This is a genomic window from Sedimentisphaera cyanobacteriorum, assembly GCF_001997385.1.
GTDB lineage: Bacteria > Planctomycetota > Phycisphaerae > Sedimentisphaerales > Sedimentisphaeraceae > Sedimentisphaera > Sedimentisphaera cyanobacteriorum.
Map to the genome: position 1 here is coordinate 1 of NZ_CP019633.1, position 17,039 is coordinate 17,039.

The 17,039-nt window shown below is 45.9% G+C and carries 11 protein-coding genes; 4 read left to right on the plus strand and 7 right to left on the minus strand.

Going from position 1 to position 17,039, the window contains the following annotated elements; translation table 11 throughout:
• Together dnaA and L21SP3_RS00010 are read left to right on the plus strand one after the other, a co-directional pair.
• Positions 1-1,407 carry a chromosomal replication initiator protein DnaA gene (gene dnaA / locus L21SP3_RS00005; RefSeq protein ID WP_193791086.1) on the plus strand — a complete coding sequence of 469 codons (1,407 nt, stop codon included), beginning with the start codon at positions 1-3 and terminating at the stop codon, positions 1,405-1,407.
• A gap of 15 nt (positions 1,408-1,422) precedes the next feature.
• The gene (locus tag L21SP3_RS00010) at positions 1,423-2,145 is read left to right on the plus strand and encodes a CatA-like O-acetyltransferase (RefSeq protein ID WP_077538308.1); all 723 of its coding nucleotides are present in this window, start codon (positions 1,423-1,425) and stop codon (positions 2,143-2,145) included.
• 291 nt (positions 2,146-2,436) lie between these two features.
• On the opposite strand, the gene L21SP3_RS00015 is transcribed toward L21SP3_RS00010, so the two are convergent.
• The 6 genes from L21SP3_RS00015 to L21SP3_RS00040 form a co-directional block, all read right to left on the minus strand.
• Complete coding sequence (locus L21SP3_RS00015) at positions 2,437-4,812, minus strand: glycoside hydrolase family 127 protein (protein WP_077538310.1); 2,376 nt, start codon at positions 4,810-4,812, stop codon at positions 2,437-2,439.
• 60 nt (positions 4,813-4,872) lie between these two features.
• A complete protein-coding gene (locus tag L21SP3_RS00020; protein ID WP_077538312.1) occupies positions 4,873-5,895 on the minus strand; it encodes a uroporphyrinogen decarboxylase family protein in 1,023 nt (340 codons plus the stop codon).
• A gap of 81 nt (positions 5,896-5,976) precedes the next feature.
• Positions 5,977-6,426: a ribonuclease HI gene (gene rnhA, locus L21SP3_RS00025; RefSeq protein WP_077538314.1), complete on the minus strand. Its 450-nt coding sequence runs from the start codon at positions 6,424-6,426 to the stop codon at positions 5,977-5,979.
• 1 nt (position 6,427) lies between these two features.
• Positions 6,428-7,696 (minus strand): UDP-N-acetylglucosamine 1-carboxyvinyltransferase, encoded by a 1,269-nt coding sequence (murA, locus tag L21SP3_RS00030; RefSeq protein WP_077538316.1) that lies wholly within the window; start codon positions 7,694-7,696, stop codon positions 6,428-6,430.
• 202 nt (positions 7,697-7,898) lie between these two features.
• On the minus strand, positions 7,899-11,051 hold the full coding sequence (locus tag L21SP3_RS00035; protein ID WP_123785093.1) for a glycoside hydrolase family 2 TIM barrel-domain containing protein: 3,153 nt from the start codon (positions 11,049-11,051) through the stop codon (positions 7,899-7,901).
• Between the two features lie 207 nt (positions 11,052-11,258).
• The gene (locus L21SP3_RS00040) at positions 11,259-11,864 is read right to left on the minus strand and encodes a PEP-CTERM sorting domain-containing protein (RefSeq protein WP_161488008.1); all 606 of its coding nucleotides are present in this window, start codon (positions 11,862-11,864) and stop codon (positions 11,259-11,261) included.
• 390 nt (positions 11,865-12,254) lie between these two features.
• On the opposite strand from L21SP3_RS00040, the gene L21SP3_RS00045 reads away from it, so the two are divergent.
• Both L21SP3_RS00045 and L21SP3_RS00050 read left to right on the plus strand, forming a co-directional pair.
• The gene (locus L21SP3_RS00045; RefSeq protein ID WP_161488009.1) at positions 12,255-14,153 is read left to right on the plus strand and encodes an ArnT family glycosyltransferase; all 1,899 of its coding nucleotides are present in this window, start codon (positions 12,255-12,257) and stop codon (positions 14,151-14,153) included.
• 64 nt (positions 14,154-14,217) lie between these two features.
• Positions 14,218-15,009: a class I SAM-dependent methyltransferase gene (locus L21SP3_RS00050; protein WP_077538323.1), complete on the plus strand. Its 792-nt coding sequence runs from the start codon at positions 14,218-14,220 to the stop codon at positions 15,007-15,009.
• A 22-nt stretch (positions 15,010-15,031) separates the two neighbouring features.
• On the opposite strand, the gene L21SP3_RS00055 is transcribed toward L21SP3_RS00050, so the two are convergent.
• Positions 15,032-16,969 carry a sulfatase-like hydrolase/transferase gene (locus L21SP3_RS00055; protein ID WP_077538325.1) on the minus strand — a complete coding sequence of 646 codons (1,938 nt, stop codon included), beginning with the start codon at positions 16,967-16,969 and terminating at the stop codon, positions 15,032-15,034.
• Positions 16,970-17,039 lie beyond the last annotated feature (70 nt).

Here is a 17,039-nt window from a genome sequence, read left to right on the forward strand (position 1 = left end):
TTGACTAAACTAAAGGACAGCCCCGAATCCAAAGCAAAGGAGTATTTGCTCGAAAAGATTGGACGGGAAAAATACGAAATGTGGTTTTCACAGCTCGATTTGTCCTTTAAGAAAGACAAGCTTCAGGTATTGGTCCCTAATTCCTTTATGGAAGGTATGTTGAGGAGGAACTATCTTGCTATCTTAGAGGAAGCTGGCAGCAGCGTATCGGGCAGTGAAGTTGGTATTTCTTTTGTGGTGAGCAGAGAGCCCAGTCAGCAGGGCTCAGAAAGGCGTTTGAAGCCTGCAAATGCAAAAAAACCGCTCAAATATCCCAAAGCACGGCCTGTTGTGGTGGAAGATTCTCCCGCTGGAACAGGCAGATACAATCTCGATGATTTCATTGTAGGCAGGAAAAATAAAATAGCCCACAGGGCTGCAAGGGCGTGCGCGGGTTCCGGCAGCGATCTGTACAATCCGCTGTTTTTCTTCGGGAGCTACGGTCTGGGAAAAACCCACCTGCTGAAGGCTATAGTGAACGAGACAACGCGAAACAATCCGTCCCTGAAGTGCAAGTATATATCAGCAGAGGATTTTACAAACCAGTTCGTAAACAGCACCCTCCGTAAAGATATGAACAGCTTTCGCAAGCGGTTCAGAGGAGTGGATGTTTTGGCGATTGATGATGTGCATTTCCTTGCGAGCAAGAAAGGTACGCAGGAAGAATTTCTCAATACGTTCAACTCCATAGACCATGCAGACAAGAAGATAATTCTCGCCTCCGATTCTCATCCGACGATGATTGAGCAGTTTACTGAGAGCCTTGTGAGCAGGTTTGTCTCGGGCATGGTAGTAAAAATGGAGATGCCTGAATTTGAAACGAGGAAGAAGATCGTAGAAACGAAGGCGGCCAAAATGGGGCTCAAAATATCGCAGGAAGTGATTGAATACGTAGCCCATAACGTTACAGTGAGCGTTCGCGAGCTTGAGGGGGCGGTGAAAAAGCTCTCTGCCCAGCAGCTGCTTCTGGAGAAGAAGATAACCCTCGGCTCAGCTCAGTATCTGATTTCAGATATGGTAAGCAGGGCGAGATCCGGGCCGGATGCAGAAGGCATAATCGAAACTACAGCCTCGTTTTTCAACGTATCTTCAAGCCAGCTCCGCTCGAAGGCAAAGGCCAAAACTGTGAGCCTTGCCCGTTCAGTTGCAATGTATCTTCTCCGCGAACACTCCGATATGTCCTATCCCGAAATAGGCGGGTGTTTCGGCGGCAAGAATCACAGCACTGTAATACAGGCCTGCAGGAAGGTTCAGTCCCTGATTGAATCCAATGCAACTGTTGACTGGAAGCACAGAGGATTAAAGAGAAGCGAGAAGATCGGCTCTGTGTTGAAGCAGGTGTCAGATTCGTTAAATCTTCAGAGTTAATCAGCATTGGACGATATGAGCAATACGAAAAGTTTTGAAGTAGAGGGCGGGTATTCACTCGAAGACCTGCTCGAGATGTTCGAGGGCAGCAGGGTTGATCTGTCCAGATTCGCAGACTACCCCAAATTTGCCCTCGAATATTTCCACGATAAAAGCGAAATTGCAGACCCGAACCTGCATATGACCCTCCAGCTTGATATTACATCTGTTCGCGAGAAATATGACCGGGATTTTGCAGGCATAAATTCAACTTTTACCTCATTCCTCGTTCATAAGCTGCTTCTTGCCGCATCCGGAATCGAGTTTCTCAGATACAGGTTCATCGAAGGCAGCTGGTACTGCTTTGATAATCTACCGCTCTTCTTTCCAGTGGCTGTGGGAGGGGATAAACGCTTTATGGAGATAATAATAGACAGCCCCGCAAGGCTGAGCTTTCCAGATTTCGCAGAGCAGTATTGCAGGGGGCTGGAGAGAATACGCAAAAGCCCCTCAGACTACCGCCCCGTGCCAAATGAGATTTGGAAAAACATTTGGTTCATCGGCAATCTCAGCTATATGAGGTTTACCTCCTTCGGCGTTCATCTCAATAAGCGCGATACAGGAAGGCCTATATTCTATTTCGGCCAAAGATACCAGCAGGACGGCAGGCTTTACGTGCCTCTCTATTCCAGGTTAGACCACGCCACCGGCGACCCTTTTATCCTCAATGAGGTGATTGAGAGCTTTTTGAGCTTGTAGGGCAGGGGCGGGTCAGTTTTGGTCTGAATTTTCAGCGCAATTCAAATCAAGGATTTTTGGGGCGGGCGAATTTTTTGAACCACAAAGGGCGCGAAGAGTACAAAGAAATTTTGTAAATTGTTTTATATCAAAGCTTTACATTCACAAAAATCTGTGCCGTCAGTGCAATCTGTGGATAAAAAACTTCAATAAGGCATAAATTTGTGTCATCTTTTTCCCGCTAAGTCTTTCAATTCAATTTTAATCATATCCCCTTAGCAGTAAAATAAAGCTCAAAATTAGTGAAATCCTTTAATCAGAGCCGTTTGCATTTTGTTTTACTAAGCGGCACTTGCCGAAGACGCCTCCTGCGGTGCTGCCCGGTTTTGCCTGAAAGCGAACAGTAACTTTCGATTTGCCCTCAGTTAAAGATTCGGGGATTGGGTATGCGGCACTGAAAAACTCGGCAGGGCGGTTGTTCTTTAAAACCTGTTCCGCGATTTTCTTTCCATTGATGAGAATATCGAATCTTCTATTGCCCGCGTCTGAGCCCCAGTACGTGCATATAAGCTCCAGCGGCTTGTCGGGCGAAGCGTCCATTTCAAATTCGAACCAGCCGCCGTCGTAGGCATCCCGCCATTTTCTCCCGCTGAATTCGCCAGTTCTGGATTTGCTGCTCGTGAGGTTATGATCCCGTTCCGGCTGCATTTCCCCGATTCTCAGCACATCAACTGTTCTCTGCTCCAATTGGCGAAGCTCTTTCTGCTTCTTGAGGTATTCACCTTTCTTCTTCTGCCACTGCTCCGGCGAGAATGCGTCTATATACGCCGAATACTTTTCATCTGCAATCTCGAAGAACGGAACGAGCATTATATCTACGGTTTTTTCGGCTTCTTTTGTCATTGTTTTTGCTGCCTCGGGAATCCGGAAATGAAGCGGTTTGCCCTGTATCTGCTGAGCGGAAGAGGGCAGCTTTTCCTTATTTGCAGCAATAACAGGAAGCGGCTTGTCCGGAGAAAGGTCAGCACAAAGCACAACCGGCCCGTGCACAAAAGCAATGCGATTGGCGTTATCCGGCATACTTTCAATTTTGAGCTCTCTTGAAAAGCTGAGCTCAATTTTATCGTTATTCCTGAAAACCCTTTCGATCTGGATGAATCCATTATCGCTCAGATCAGGTTTTATCAGCTGAGCATTAACTTTCAAAGACAAATTCTCTGCCCAGCAAGGCTTTCTCATCAGCACCTTCAGCCGTTTCGGTTTTCTGCATTCAAAACGCAGGCTAACTTTATCTCCATAAGGGAACTCTGTCTCCTGCCGAACAGTTATCCCCTTATCCTCCCAGCTTAATACAGAAGGGATAAACAGATTGACATAGAGCGAGCTGTTTTTATGGAAGTAGATGCTTTCGCCGTATTTGGCGTGGTTTTCCATCCCCGTTCCCACGCAGCACCAGAACGAATTGAACGGCGTTGAGAAGTGTTTCTTTGCGGGCATTTCAAGATAGCCTTTATACTTCATCATACCGGTTTCAGGGTGCTGGCTTGCTAAAATGTGGCTGAACAGAGCTCTTTCACAGTAATCTCCGAGCTCGGCTTCTGGATGCCATTTCATCAGATGCTTTGTCAATTTGAGCATATTGTAGGTGTTGCAGGTTTCGGTTGTATCGTCGAGGTGGTCGGAGAATTCATCCGGAGTCCCGAAGTGTTCGAAGGTGCTGTTCCCGCCGTTTACGTAGGTGTAATGATTTACAACTCTCTGCCAGAAATATTCTGCGATGGTTTTGTATTTTTTCTCACCGGTCAGCTCATAGATCCTCGCTGCACCTATCACCTTGGGAATCTGCGTGTTGGCATGCAGGCCTTTTAAACTGTACTCTCTTTCAGCGAGAGGGTCAAGCACGTCTTTATGGCAGAATTTCTTAGCTATGGATAGATATTTTTCCTCGCCGGTAATGGCGTATAAATTTGCCAAAACCTCATTCATTCCCCCGTATTCGCAGTGGAGCATTTTCTGCCATAGCTGCGGCGTTAGATCTTTAGTAACTTCAATCGCCCAGTCTGCAAACTTAACAAGCACCTCTTTGGCCTTCTTGTTGTCTGTCAAACTGTAAGTATCCAGCAGACCGGCCATAACCTTGTGATTTGTGTACCAAGGCACCTTCACCCCGTTTAGATAGAAGCCTGAAGAACGAATTATTCCTTTTGCAACTTCCTCAAATCCCCTTTTGCCTTCAGGAATAGCTGCCACATACCCGCTGCCGATTTCCTTTTGGCAAAGGGCAAGCTCATCAATGATATAATCGAGCCTATCCTTGTATCTTTCATCATCGCAGGTGGCATACATCATAGCGCAGGCCGAAAGGTAATGCCCGAGGCTGTGCCCTGCGCCTCTACTAGATTCACTGCCTCCGTAAACCTCTGCCTTTGGCTCAAGGCCGGCTTCCTTCCTGAACCAAGCGAGCAGGCGGTCCGGCTCTAATCTCAAAAGATACTCCCCGTCCCGCTGCATAGCCGCCTTGAACGGACTCTCAAGCAGACGCACATCACTCAATCTGAATTCTTCCGCCTTGAAATCTAATTTCTGCAATTCAGAATTGCCGGCTTGAGCAGACGCAAAAATCCCTGCGAGAAATGAAACTATAAGAAATAAACTGAAGGTCCTGAAGAAAGTGTATTCTTTCTGCATAGTTATGTCCTCTAATACACCCTTAGAGATGAAAACAATGTTTTTGATTAGGATAACAAATTATGCGAGGCTGTTTTTATATCCGTCCTGATTTTTTGCTTTGTTAATAAATGCGAGCATATTTTCAAGGGATGTATCTCCTTCAACCGAGTGAGACGGGGAAAAGATATAACTGCCTTTCGCACCAACCTTCAAGAGCCTCTCAGACTCCAATTTTACATCTTCTGCTGTCCCGTATGGGAGGGTTTCCTGCATTGAGAGCCCGCCGAAGAAGGTTATTCTGCCTCTGTATTTTTCCAGCAGTTCAAATATATCCATAACTTCCGGCTGGAATGGATTAAAGCAGTTTACCCCGGCATCAATCAAATCATCGAAAAGCTCGTCAACATCACCGCAGGAATGTATGAAAACGTATTTGCCTCTGTCTCTTACTGCCGAATACATTCTTTTGAGCTGCGGGAAGATAAATTCTCTCCAGCATTTCGGACCCATCTGCAGGCCGAGCTGCTGCCCCCAGTCGTCGCCGAAATAGACGGCGTCTATATCATACTCAGCAGCTTTTTCAAGCTGTGCAATGTTGTAGTCGGCTATTTTAATGAACAGCTCGTGTACGAAATCCGGATGGTCAAAAAAATCCATCATCAGGTTTTCCATGCCTCTCATTGTCCAGGCACGTTCGTAGAGCGAAAAACCAATTTCAAAAAGCCGGAAGCTATCTGAATATCTTGAAATCAAATCTTCGATATTCTCAAAAAAACGCGGGTCTAATGGATCGGGGAATTTGTATCCTGAAAGGCTCGGTTCTTCTAACACCTTACCGCAAACTACGCCGATATCTTTATCAACCGTGCGGTCCCATTTTACTCCGAAAACGTCCTGATAGATCCCGCTGCCCAGATCTTTGAAAAAGCCAATATCGCTTCCCAGCCTGACGATGTGATTGTCAACGGCTTTGTCTATATCTTCTGTGCCGAAGTGTTCAATGAGCAGATCATTTGCTTCTTGTGTAAACTTGTAAGACCAAGGTACATACGGAGGAGTCTTGCCGTTGAGAACCGTTTTTACTACATCTCTTTTATTCATCGCTTCTCCGAAATATTATTCAATTATTAACCTGCGGGCCTGCAAATAACGTTTAAGTGTTAAAAGTGTAGAAAGCCCGTATCAGCCGTTCAGATTTTCCCTTGCCTTTGCCACGAGTCTGTCGCAGAGTTCGTTGTATTTATCGCCGCTGTGTCCTCGAACCCAGTTCCACTGAACATCGTGTACGTCTGTAAGCTCGAGAAGTTTAAGCCAGAGATCTTTGTTCTTCACAGGCTTCTTGCCGGCGGTTTTCCAGCCTTTTTCCTGCCATTTCTCGAGCCAGCCGTTTACGAATGCCTTCTGCAGATACTGCGAGTCGGTGTGAAAATGCACTTTGCACGGGCGTCTGAGGGCTTCCAGAGCCCTAATAGCAGCGGTAAGCTCCATACGGTTGTTTGTAGTATCCTTTTCTCCGCCGCAGAGCTCTTTGGTTTTGTCTGGATGTTTGGGAGAAATGAGCACAGCTCCCCAGCCCCCCGGACCGGGATTGGGGCTGCATCCCCCATCGCTGTATATTACCACTTCGTCCATCTTAAGCGCTTTCTCTCACTATCTCCGCACCAACTTTATTAAGCTTCTCTTCGATTTTCTCATAACCCCTGTCGATATGGTAAACGCGGTTGATTGTGGTTTCGCCTTCCGCAGCCAGCCCGGCCAGAACAAGCGCAGCGCTCGCCCTGAGGTCTGAGGCCATAATCGGTGCGGATGTCAGCCCGGGCACTCCGTTTACTATAGTACATTGCCCTTCTTTTCGGAGCAGTGCCCCCATTCTTGTCATCTCAGGGACATGCATAAATCTGTCCGGGAAAATCTTCTCTGTAACCACGCTGTTGCCGTGAGCGACTGAAAGCATTGCCATAAACTGCGCCTGCAGGTCTGTGGGGAAGCCCGGGTAAGGCTGAGTTGTAATATCAACAGGCTTAATTACCTTTCCTGAGCTTATGAGGCATCCGCTTTCGGTTTTCTTAATCCTCATTCCCATTTTTTCAAGAGCATCGCTTACTGCTCCGAGATGGTCGAGCCGGCAGTTATCTATCTCGAGGTCTCCGCCTGTAATCCCCGCTGCTACCATATATGTACCCGCCTCTATCCTGTCCGGAATAACGCGGTAGTTTGTTGGTCGAAGCTCGGGAACTCCCTCTATCCGCATCTCCGGCGAGCCAGCGTTGTATATCTTTGCCCCCATAGTTTTGAGAAAGTTTGCAAGATCTACCACCTCCGGCTCGCAGGCTGCGCATTCGATTGTCGTTTCGCCTTCTGCAAGTGCTGCAGCCATCATAACGTTCGCTGTTGCAAGAACGCTCGAACCGAATGGCCCTCCGAGAAATATCTTTTTGCCCTTGAGGCCTTTGGGTGCTTTTGCGATGATGTATCCTTTGGATATGCGAATATCCGCGCCAAGCTCTCTCAGTCCTCTGATGTGCAGATCAACAGGCCTTGTCCCGATAGAGCAGCCCCCGGGCATTGAAACCTCAGCATGCCCGCAGCGGGCAAGAAGCGGCCCGAGAACGCAGATGCTCGCCCTCATCTTGCGCACTATCTCGTAGTCGCCGTAGGGTTTGCTGATGTCGGAGGCATCTATGCTTAGGGTATGCGTTTCTTTTCGCCTGCATTCAGCTCCAATCTCGCCAAGGAGCTTCTGCATAAACAAAACATCCGAAAGCACAGGTACATCTTTGATAGTTGTAATTCCAGAAGCCAGAAGTGATCCTGCCATTAGAGGAAGGGCTGAGTTTTTTGATCCGCTTACGCGAATTTTTCCCGATAGAGAGGTTCCGCCGTGAACCTTAAAAACATCCATTATACAAATCCTTTCGTATAAAGATTAAATCAATTAGATTTATTTTACAAAACTTTACCCGCCTGTTCAAACCTATTTTTGTGTTTTTAACAAAGTTTTCTGGAAATATATTACAAATTATTGTGAAAGCTCAGTCTGCGCATCAAAAAGGACGCCTTATGATTAAAGCGTCCTTAATGAAATCTAATATTTCAGCCCGCTGTTATTTCAGTCTGTAGTTGTAGGTTTGTTCGAATTGAGCCCCTTCTACAGGTGAGATGCGATAGCTGAAGCTCATTGGCTTGTTGAATAGCTTGTACTGCTCTGCCGGCAAAGCTCCCCAGCTGTTCATCCCGCCTACACCGAGCTGCCTGTAATCAACATTTACAATAATATTTTCAGCCTCTTCCATCTGGAAGGTGTAGTCATTGCTTTGCATCTGCTTGTCGGTGAAGTGTTTTGCGTTTACGCTAAGCATCTCTTCGCCAGCGATGAACATAATTCCCGAGCCCTCTTCGTTTGTCAGTGCTGCCCATCTTACAGCGGTTTTGTTTGCGTTTTCCTGAGGACGAGCGTATTCCACCCATTCTTCTCTTACTTTAGAGTAGAAAAGGCCGATGGGCTGAGCTGTCTTGCCCGGATAGCTCGGTTCCGGGCCGCGTCCGAACCAAGAAAATCTCTCCAGCCCCTTGACAGCTTCCATCCTTGTTCCGAATCTGAACATAAGCTTGTCTTTTTCGCTGCTTGGAACGTATTTTGTATCGACGAGTATATCTCCGCTGCCGTAGATTTGGTAGCGAATGTTGAAGTCTGCGTTGATCTTCTCAAGCTTGCCGTCAACAATTACCCGCACAATATTATCGCTCATATCTTGCCGTACGTTTTCAGCGGTGAAGCTCAGCCCTGCATCTTCCCATTTCTTCAGTTTGTTTTTAAGTCCTGCGCCTCTGTCGTTGTTTGTCGGGGCGCGCCAGAAGTAAGGCCTCGGACCTTCTTCAAGGAGTTTGAGGCTTCCGTAAGTGTAATCTTCAATAAGCCCTGTCTTTTGGCTGATTTTAACGAAGAAATTTTCGTTGCCTACGAGCAGTATATCCGATTTTGTCTGATATTTGATTTCAGGAAATTCTCCTGAATCTATTTTTTCAGGTTCAAGGTATTCATCCAGTCTAAACTGCTCGAGTGACATTTCAGTGCCCGCTGGGGCGTAGGCGGTGTCTTCCTTGAGCACAAATCCAACGTTTATAAAATATTCCTTGCCGTAGTCGGGTTCGATATTCGGTGTCTTCAGCCTGATTTCTTTTGTCTCCTGGGCAGGCAGGTCTATATCAAATTCTCCGGTAGCAAGCTCGTCGCCGTTAATGGTAAGAGACCACTGCCCCTGATATATCTCATTGAGGTTGGTAAAGTAGAAACGGTTCATAATTTTAAAATCGCCTTCCGCAGCATTTACCGGCTCAACCTTAACATTCTGCTGCCAGTATTTCAGGTGATGCAGTCCCGGCTTAGGCTGGCAGCCTGAATCAACAAGGCCGTTCATACAGAAGTCGCGGTTTGTATGTATGTCCCGCTCATCTTCCCACCAGCCTCCGTATGCGTAAAATTCTTCCAGTCCTGAGCTTTTGCGGTATTGCTCAGGCACGGGCTGGGTGAGTCCCTGGTCCATCCAGTCCCAGACAAAACCGCCCTGAACGCGGTTGTCTTTGTAGAACTCAGTCCAGTATTCTTTAAGAGTGCCGTTGCTGTTGCCCATTGCGTGTGAATATTCGCACAGCAGGAATGGCTTTTCCGGCGTGCTTTGAGCAATTCGCTCCAGTTTCCAAGGTCTTGCATACATCCTGCTGTTTATATCTGCCGCCTGACCAGTCCCGTGAGCTGATGAGCTTTCGCAGTGGATAGGGCGTGTGGGGTCGTACTTGCGCGTCCAGTTTGCCGCTTTGATAATCCCCGGGCCTTCGCCGAATTCGTTGCCCATAGACCACGAGAATATGCTTGCGTGGTTTTTATCACGTTTTACCATCCTCTCTACGCGGTCGAAATGGGCATCATCGAAGTCGGGATTCTTGGCAATTTTGCTGTCCATCCCAACGCCGAAACCGTGGCTTTCTATGTTTGCCTCATCCATAACATAAAGCCCGTATTTATTGCAAAGCTTATACCATTCCGGCATATTCGGATAATGCGAGGTTCTTACCGCATTCACGTTGAAACGCTTCATTGTGAATATATCCTTGAGCATATCATCGGTTTTGATGGTATGGCCCCGTTCGGCGTTGTGCTCATGGCGGTTTACGCCTTTGAAGATTACAGGCTTGCCGTTTACAAGAATGCGGCTGTCTTTGATTTCTATTTCTCTAAAGCCTACATCCCACGGAATTGCTTCAATTGTTCTGCCTTTCTCATCCAGCAGAGAGATTACGAGCTTGTAGAGGTATGGGTTTTCAGCAGACCATTTCTCAGGGCTGTTTACGTTAATATCAAAGCTCACTGTTTCGCTTTTTTTAACCTCTGTATTCCTTGAGGTGGGGTAGGTTACCGATTTGCCCTCCACATCGAATAAATCAACGCTCATTCGCAGCTTTCTTTCTTTGCTTGAGCTGTTTATCACTTCCGCTGCAAGCTCGAGTTTTGCATCTTCGTAATTTTCGTCAAGATCGGTGCGGACAGTGAAATCGCGAATATGCACAGAATCTGTGCTGTAGAGATAAACGTCGCGGTAGATCCCGCTGAGACGCCAGAAGTCCTGATCCTCCAGATAAGAACCGTCAGACCAGCGGTAAACCTGTGCTGCGATTGTGTTTTCCCCGGAATTAACGTATTCTGTGATGTCGAATTCTGCAGGAGTTCTGCTGCCTTGGCTGTATCCAACCTGCTTTCCGTTTATGTAAAGGTAAAACGCAGATTCAACGCCTTCAAAATGGATATAAACCCTTCTTTCGTTCCAGCCTTCAGGCAGAGTGAATTCCCTGCGGTATGTGCCTACTGGATTGAAATCTCTGGGAGCGCGGAATTTATCCTTCTTGAAGGGGTATTTGGCATTCGTATAGATCGGAAAATCAAAGCCCTCCATCTGCCAGCAGGAGGGAACGGTGATATCATCCCAGCCTGAATCATCATAGTCAGCGCCGAAGCAGTCTTTCGGTGCTTCTGAGGGTTTTTCAGCTATGTTGAATTTCCACTCGCCGCTGAGAGTCTTCTGGAGGCTGGATTCGCCGCCATTTTTAGCGGCCTTGAACGAGTCGTACAAACTCATCGAGCAGTGCGGGGCAACTGTATTTACCTGAATTATTTTCGGATTGTCCCATTCGGGGCGTTCTTGTGCAAAACACAATGTTAATGTCCCTAATATAAAAAGTATTACTGTTTTTCGTAAATGCACTTTAAGCTCCCTTAATAAAGTTTCGGTTTAATTTATGCAGCTAAAAATTTTAAGTATATATCCCTTGCGGTCAATTTTTTTGCTCTTTTCTAAAATTAAAATGCAGAGCTTTAACTTATGTCTCGGTTTAAAAATTGAATTTAAACCAAAAAAAGCCCCAATCGGCAGGATTGAGGCTTTAATGAGTCATTTACTTCTATCAGTCAATTAGCTTTTGCGTTTTCTTAAAAATAGTCCGCAAGCTCCTAATAATGCCATAGTGGTAGGTTCAGGTACACAATATGAACTGGTAGTGTCATAGTTTTCAGGCTCAGAGCCTTCTTCTACAGTTGCACCTGCGAGACAGAACATATCTCCATCAAAAAATTCTTTATCGATTCTGTATTCGATAGTATAAGAACCGTCCCATGTTGAGTTGTTGCCTGCATCAAGACCATCTGGAGAGGTAAGAGTATGGTAGTGATTAACTGTGTTGCTCAGGCTTACAGTTCCGCCAAAATGCGCATCTGCTAAAAATTCAAACCCATCAAGACTGCTGTGGAAATAGTCGTAGTTGCTGCCAGTAAAACCTGTGCTATCGTTTTGGTCTAAGTCAATATAGATGCCGTTGTATCCAGCAAAATTATTACCGGTAAGACTCATAGCACCAACCATGTCCATTTTGAAATAATAGTTAGAAGCATCCTCGGCCATGTATATTTTATCAATATCCTGGCCGGGCTGAAGACCTGAGTCTGCCCCATCGTCAATTATTTCCGTGTAAGAAACTGAAAAACCGGCAGTTGAAAAACCGGCAATGGCCAACACAGCCATTAACATAATACATTTTTTCATAAGAATCCCTTTCTAATAAAACAAATTTCAAGTTTTGCCATGAAAAACTAAAGTCTCCTTATCATATTAGAACTAATATTCAAATGAAAAATTTAATCTGAAACAAAAAAAAACTGATTATTAGAAATTTCTAACATAAGCTCATATCTATCAGGCACTTAAACAATAATTCCAAAACTAAGTTATCATTATATTTTTACAAAAAACAATTTGTAAAGTATTATTACTTAAAATGCTTTTTAAGATTTCTGTTTTTGCTGAAGTTATTTGCGGCCAAATTTATGTTATCAATTACTTTAAATTTCCGGCGAATTCGCAATAATGAATTGAGATTTTTGCGGAAAATGGAAATAAAAAATGCTGGGTAAAATGAAAAATTTGAAAAATATAGATAAATATATGGCTATTTCGCTGCGTGATATAGTTTTTATTATCATTATCCTTGTACCGTTTATTCTCGGTAAATATTGCGAATTCAATATTCCAGGCCCGTTCGACAGCGGCTCAAATGTGTATTCGGCAAAGCACATCCTCGAAGGTGCTCAAATCGGTATTGAAGAAGACCCCAGCGCTCAGGTTGGCACGCTGCTTATGAATATGCTTGGCGTACAGCTTTTCGGTTTCAACGATTTAGGCCCTAAGATAGTGCAGGGTTTCTTTCAGCTTATAGGGCTCGGGCTTATGTATTACAGCATCAGGCGCGTTTTCGGCGTTTTGCCGGCATTCTTTTCCGCATTCGCTGCCGGCTTTTTCATCTCGGCCCCTCTGATAGCCAAATACGGCAACGTAAAAGAGCAGTTTATGACGGCCTTTATGCTTGCCGGAATTGCCCTGTTTGTTTTATATCTGAAAACAGATAAACGCATATTTGCAGTGCTTGCGGGCGGCTTTCTAGGCTGGGCGCCTCTTTTCAAGATTACAGGCTTCTCTGCAATCGGCGCATTAGCAGTGTTTTTCCTTTCAAGCCTTATTTTTAGATGGAAAACATTCAAGCAGCTTTTAACGCACGGTGCTCTTCTGCTTGCGGGTTTTTTGATTTTTGCAGGCCCTGTATGGATATGGATAAATGCCTCGGGCGCACAAATCAGCACGCCGTATAAATCAGCTTTGGTTCGTGTTATGCCGGATTTCGGCTCTGACAGCCCCGTCCCGGAGAAGCAAAAGTCCGCGGGGGATGTTGATAAGCAGGCTGAAGCAGAGAAAAAAGAAGAATCTGCGGGCAGTTATGTCGAACGTACAAGGAAAACGCGGAGCTACAGCGAGCATGCACCTGTAGTTTTCAGGTATTACGGTCTTTTAATCCTGCCCATAGGTCTTGCTGCTGTTTCGATAATTCTTGCCAAAATACGGTTTTTAAGGGCTTGGCTTTCAAAAAAGAGCAGTATCGAGCTAAGCCTTCCTGATAAGCTTACAGTTCTGTTAGTTTGCTGGTGGCTTCTGGATATGGCCCTTGTATGGGTGAGCACGCGTCCATACGAGCAGTATTACATTCCCCTCACGGCCTCCGGAGCGTTTGCAGGGGCATACGTGCTTTACCGCATCTTTGAATGGTGCAGAGGCAAAGGCAGGAAGTTTACTGTTGGCGGATTTGCTGCATCTGCAGCGGTTTTCTGGATATTCTGCTCGCCGATATTTGCAGGCATCAGCCAAAGCCCCTACAGCGGCAAATCCTACGGCGAAGGCGTTAAACGCAAAGGTTACATCCAGCGAATGGAGCAGGCCAGTACTCATCGCCAAGGACGTATTGCGCCTTGGGAGATTGTAGGGCTGTTTATAAAAAACAACACCTCCCCAGACCAGCGAACTTACGTGTGGGGCTGGTATCCGGGGATTTACGTAAAAGCACAGAGGCTCTCAGTATGCAAAAAGGCCTTTCAGAGCGATATGCACACTCTGCCTGCCTCAACGCTTGAAAAGATGGCTGATAATTTCATCCGCCAGTTTGAAAAGCACAAGCCCAAATATATCGTGGATTCCCGCAAGAGGCACTTCCCGCACGACCGCCCGCCTTTGGAATTCTGGCCTTCCACACCTAAAGGGTTTCTGCCGGCAAACGAAAGGGCGGTTCAAAGCTATGAGAAGGCCTATTCAAATGTTCTTGCAGAAAGAATTGAGCCTGAAGAGGCAGAGCGGTTTGAGGCATTCTCTCAGCTGAGAGAATATATCAGGGAAAATTATCAAATAGTTGATAAAGACGGCTATAAATTCACCAATACCGGGCCGAGAAGCAAACGTTTCGGCCAGATGGTCGTATTCAGAAGAAAATAGTTTTGGCAGAAATATCTCTGTGTTTGTATGAAAATGTTTGAGTATTTGTTTTGTTTAGGATTTTATGAAAAGCGTTAAAACTGACTGGGAAAAGTATGCTTTAAAAGAAGCTTATTACTCGGTTACCACAAACTACAAGTACAGAAATGAGAATCTCAGCGATGAAGTTAAAGATGATTTTTTCATTGAAGCAAAGCAGTATGCCGAAAAGCTGACAGCTGTTATCAGAACACATTTAGTGAAAGATTTTGCGCCGAAGCGTATTCTTGATTTCGGCTGCGGGGTAGGTAGAACATCAATCCTGTTTACAGAGCTTGCTGAAGAGGTGGTGGGTACGGATGTCTCTGAGAATATGCTCAGGGAAGCGGAAAAGAATAAGCACCGGCGCGGGGCGGATAATTTGAATCTTATTCAAACCGGCAGCGATCTGTCAAACATTCAGGGAAGATTCGATTTCGTGCATTCGCTTTACGTGTTCCAGCACATTCCTTTGAGCGAGGGGCGAAAGCTTTTAACGCAATTGCTCGATAAGCTTGAGGACAATGGCGTTATAGCATTTCATATTCTCTATGCTAATGAGCTTTCGTTGCTGAAGCGTATTTCTTACTGGCTGAGATTGCACATACCCTGCATAAAAAACGTTTTGAATCTCATTAGAAGAAAGCCTTGGGATGCACCTATGATGCAGCTCAACAGCTATCCTGTAAACGATATCGCCGAAGACTTAAAACAGGCCGGCTGCTTGCATTTCTATTCGCGATACACAAATCACGCCGGCTATAAGGGGCTTTTTATATTCGCCCAGAAAACCCGCCTCGATGAAGAAAACGTTACTGATTTAGGTGAGATTCCTTAATCCTGTCTAAGCTGCTTTGAAATTAGAAGCTGTCCACAGGCGAAGGGTGTTTGCCTGCAGCAAAGGCCTCGGTGCTTGTAATTATTGAGCCCACAGTTCCGCTGAGCCTCTGGCCTTTAAGTTCGCTGATTCGCTTTTTAAGCTTTCTTACCTCAGGGAGCAGTTCTTTCACCTTTTCTCTGTCCAGCAGGCGAATATTTCTCATTGCGCTCAAAACGAGGATGCAGTGCTCTTCATGCAGACCTGATATAAGGATGTCTTTGGCTTTCTTCGAATCTTTTTTATTCAGGGTAAGCTTTGCGGCCTCATACCTTATGTATGGTGCAGGGTCTTCCAGCATAGGCTCTATTTCTGCAAAAACCTTGTCTTTCCCCCAGTCTTGCGATTCAAGCCCGATAAGTCCCCAGTACCTCACTGCCGGCTCATCATCTTTGAGCGCCTTCAGCTGCTTGGGCAGTACTTCTCTTCCCTTCCCGGACAGCTCTGCGACACGCATTATCTTCTCGAGCGGATAAACTCGGCTGTGGTCTTTGAATTCGAAAGGCGTGAACTTCCCGCCTCTGGTCTGGATTTCCCACGGATGAAGGAAGTGCAGGTCGCGTATTTCGAGGATCTTGTTTTGGTTTATGCTCCTCATTTTCTCGAGGATTGTTTCATAGCCGGTTTTTTCAGCGAGATTATGTACATTCCAAGGATCGAATTTATGGTCGTAAAGAGCTTCTGGAGCTCTTCCTGAAGACATATATCTCTCAGCGGCCTCTTTTAGTTCTCCCTGTTTGTGGTAATCCCGCAGCAGATGCATTATTTCAGCCCCGTCGCAGTATCTCTGGGGCTGGGCATATCCAAGATGAGGCATATAATTTCGCACGTAGGTGTATCTGCCGTCCGATACTGTTCTGCTGTGCTGCTCGGCCGTACCTACAATATTCGTGCTTCCGAAAATAAACTCTTTGTCTATCTTTTTCGGTCCGAGCACTGGCGCTCCGGACATATTGCCGGGAATCTTAGAGCCGGTTATATTCAGCACTGTCGGCCCAAGGTCCACAAAGCTAACCAGCTTGTCTGTTTTGGTTCCGGGTTTAAGCTTCACAAGATTCCTGTATTTCTCAGGCACCCTCACAATCAGAGGCACTCTCAGACCCAGCCCGAGCGGATTGGTTTTGAATCGGGGCATACCCTCGCCGTGGTCTGCGAAGAAAAATATTATTGTATCTTCGTAAAGACCGTCTTCTTTCAGTTTATCGAGCAGCTCGCCGATCTGCCGGTCAACAAGCGTAATGCAGTCGTACATTCTCGCATAGGCTTTCCGAACCTCAGGCGTGTCGTGGTAGAATGGCGGAACCTTAACTTCTTCAGGTTTTGTGATTTCTTCAGGGGAAAGCTGAGATTGTATATTTTTCTTGAATCTTTCATAAGAATTTACTGACACGCGGGACTGATGGCTGTCCATGAAGTTTTTAACGTGGAAAAAAGGCTGTCCGGGCTTTCTGTTACGCCAAGTTGCTTTGCCGCTGGATTCGTCCCATGTGCGGTTTTTCCAGTGCCAGGCGTCTTTGAAATTGTAGTCTGTTTTCTTGTTGTTGGTGCAGTAGTATCCGTTTTTTCTTAAGTAAACAGGGAAGCCTTTTACTGAATCAGGTATTTCAACAGCGCTTCTGTGATTCCCTCCGCCGAGCTGGCCTACGTGCATACCTGTGATAAGCGCTGTTCTCGCAGGCGAGCATACAGGTGAATTGGCAAAGGCGTTTGTGAAAAGCGTGCCCTCTTCTGCGAGATTGTCAACGTTTGGGGTTTTGGCAACTTCATCGCCGTAGCAGCCGAAAAACAAAGATGTGTCTTCAATAGTTATCCACAAAATATTTGGTTTTGAGGTGGCCTCAGCAAAAACAGAAGATGTGTTCAAAGCAGCTAAGGAAACAGCAAAACTGCCCGTAGTTTTTAGAAATAAACGCCTGTTCATTGTAAATGCTCCTATATGTTAATCAAATAAGACTCAGTCAGATTAAAATTAAAATATGAGTAATGTCAAG

What these genes read in the sequence shown, in the direction of transcription:
- L21SP3_RS00010 (WP_077538308.1), top strand. Translation starts at nt 1,423, where the DNA reads ATGAGCAATACGAAAAGTTTTGAAGTAGAGGGCGGGTATTCACTCGAA.
- L21SP3_RS00015 (WP_077538310.1), bottom strand. Translation starts at nt 4,812, where the DNA reads ATGCAGAAAGAATACACTTTCTTCAGGACCTTCAGTTTATTTCTTATA.
- L21SP3_RS00020 (WP_077538312.1), bottom strand. Translation starts at nt 5,895, where the DNA reads ATGAATAAAAGAGATGTAGTAAAAACGGTTCTCAACGGCAAGACTCCT.
- rnhA (WP_077538314.1), bottom strand. Translation starts at nt 6,426, where the DNA reads ATGGACGAAGTGGTAATATACAGCGATGGGGGATGCAGCCCCAATCCC.
- murA (WP_077538316.1), bottom strand. Translation starts at nt 7,696, where the DNA reads ATGGATGTTTTTAAGGTTCACGGCGGAACCTCTCTATCGGGAAAAATT.
- L21SP3_RS00040 (WP_161488008.1), bottom strand. Translation starts at nt 11,864, where the DNA reads ATGGCTGTGTTGGCCATTGCCGGTTTTTCAACTGCCGGTTTTTCAGTT.
- L21SP3_RS00045 (WP_161488009.1), top strand. Translation starts at nt 12,255, where the DNA reads ATGAAAAATTTGAAAAATATAGATAAATATATGGCTATTTCGCTGCGT.
- L21SP3_RS00050 (WP_077538323.1), top strand. Translation starts at nt 14,218, where the DNA reads ATGAAAAGCGTTAAAACTGACTGGGAAAAGTATGCTTTAAAAGAAGCT.
- L21SP3_RS00055 (WP_077538325.1), bottom strand. Translation starts at nt 16,969, where the DNA reads ATGAACAGGCGTTTATTTCTAAAAACTACGGGCAGTTTTGCTGTTTCC.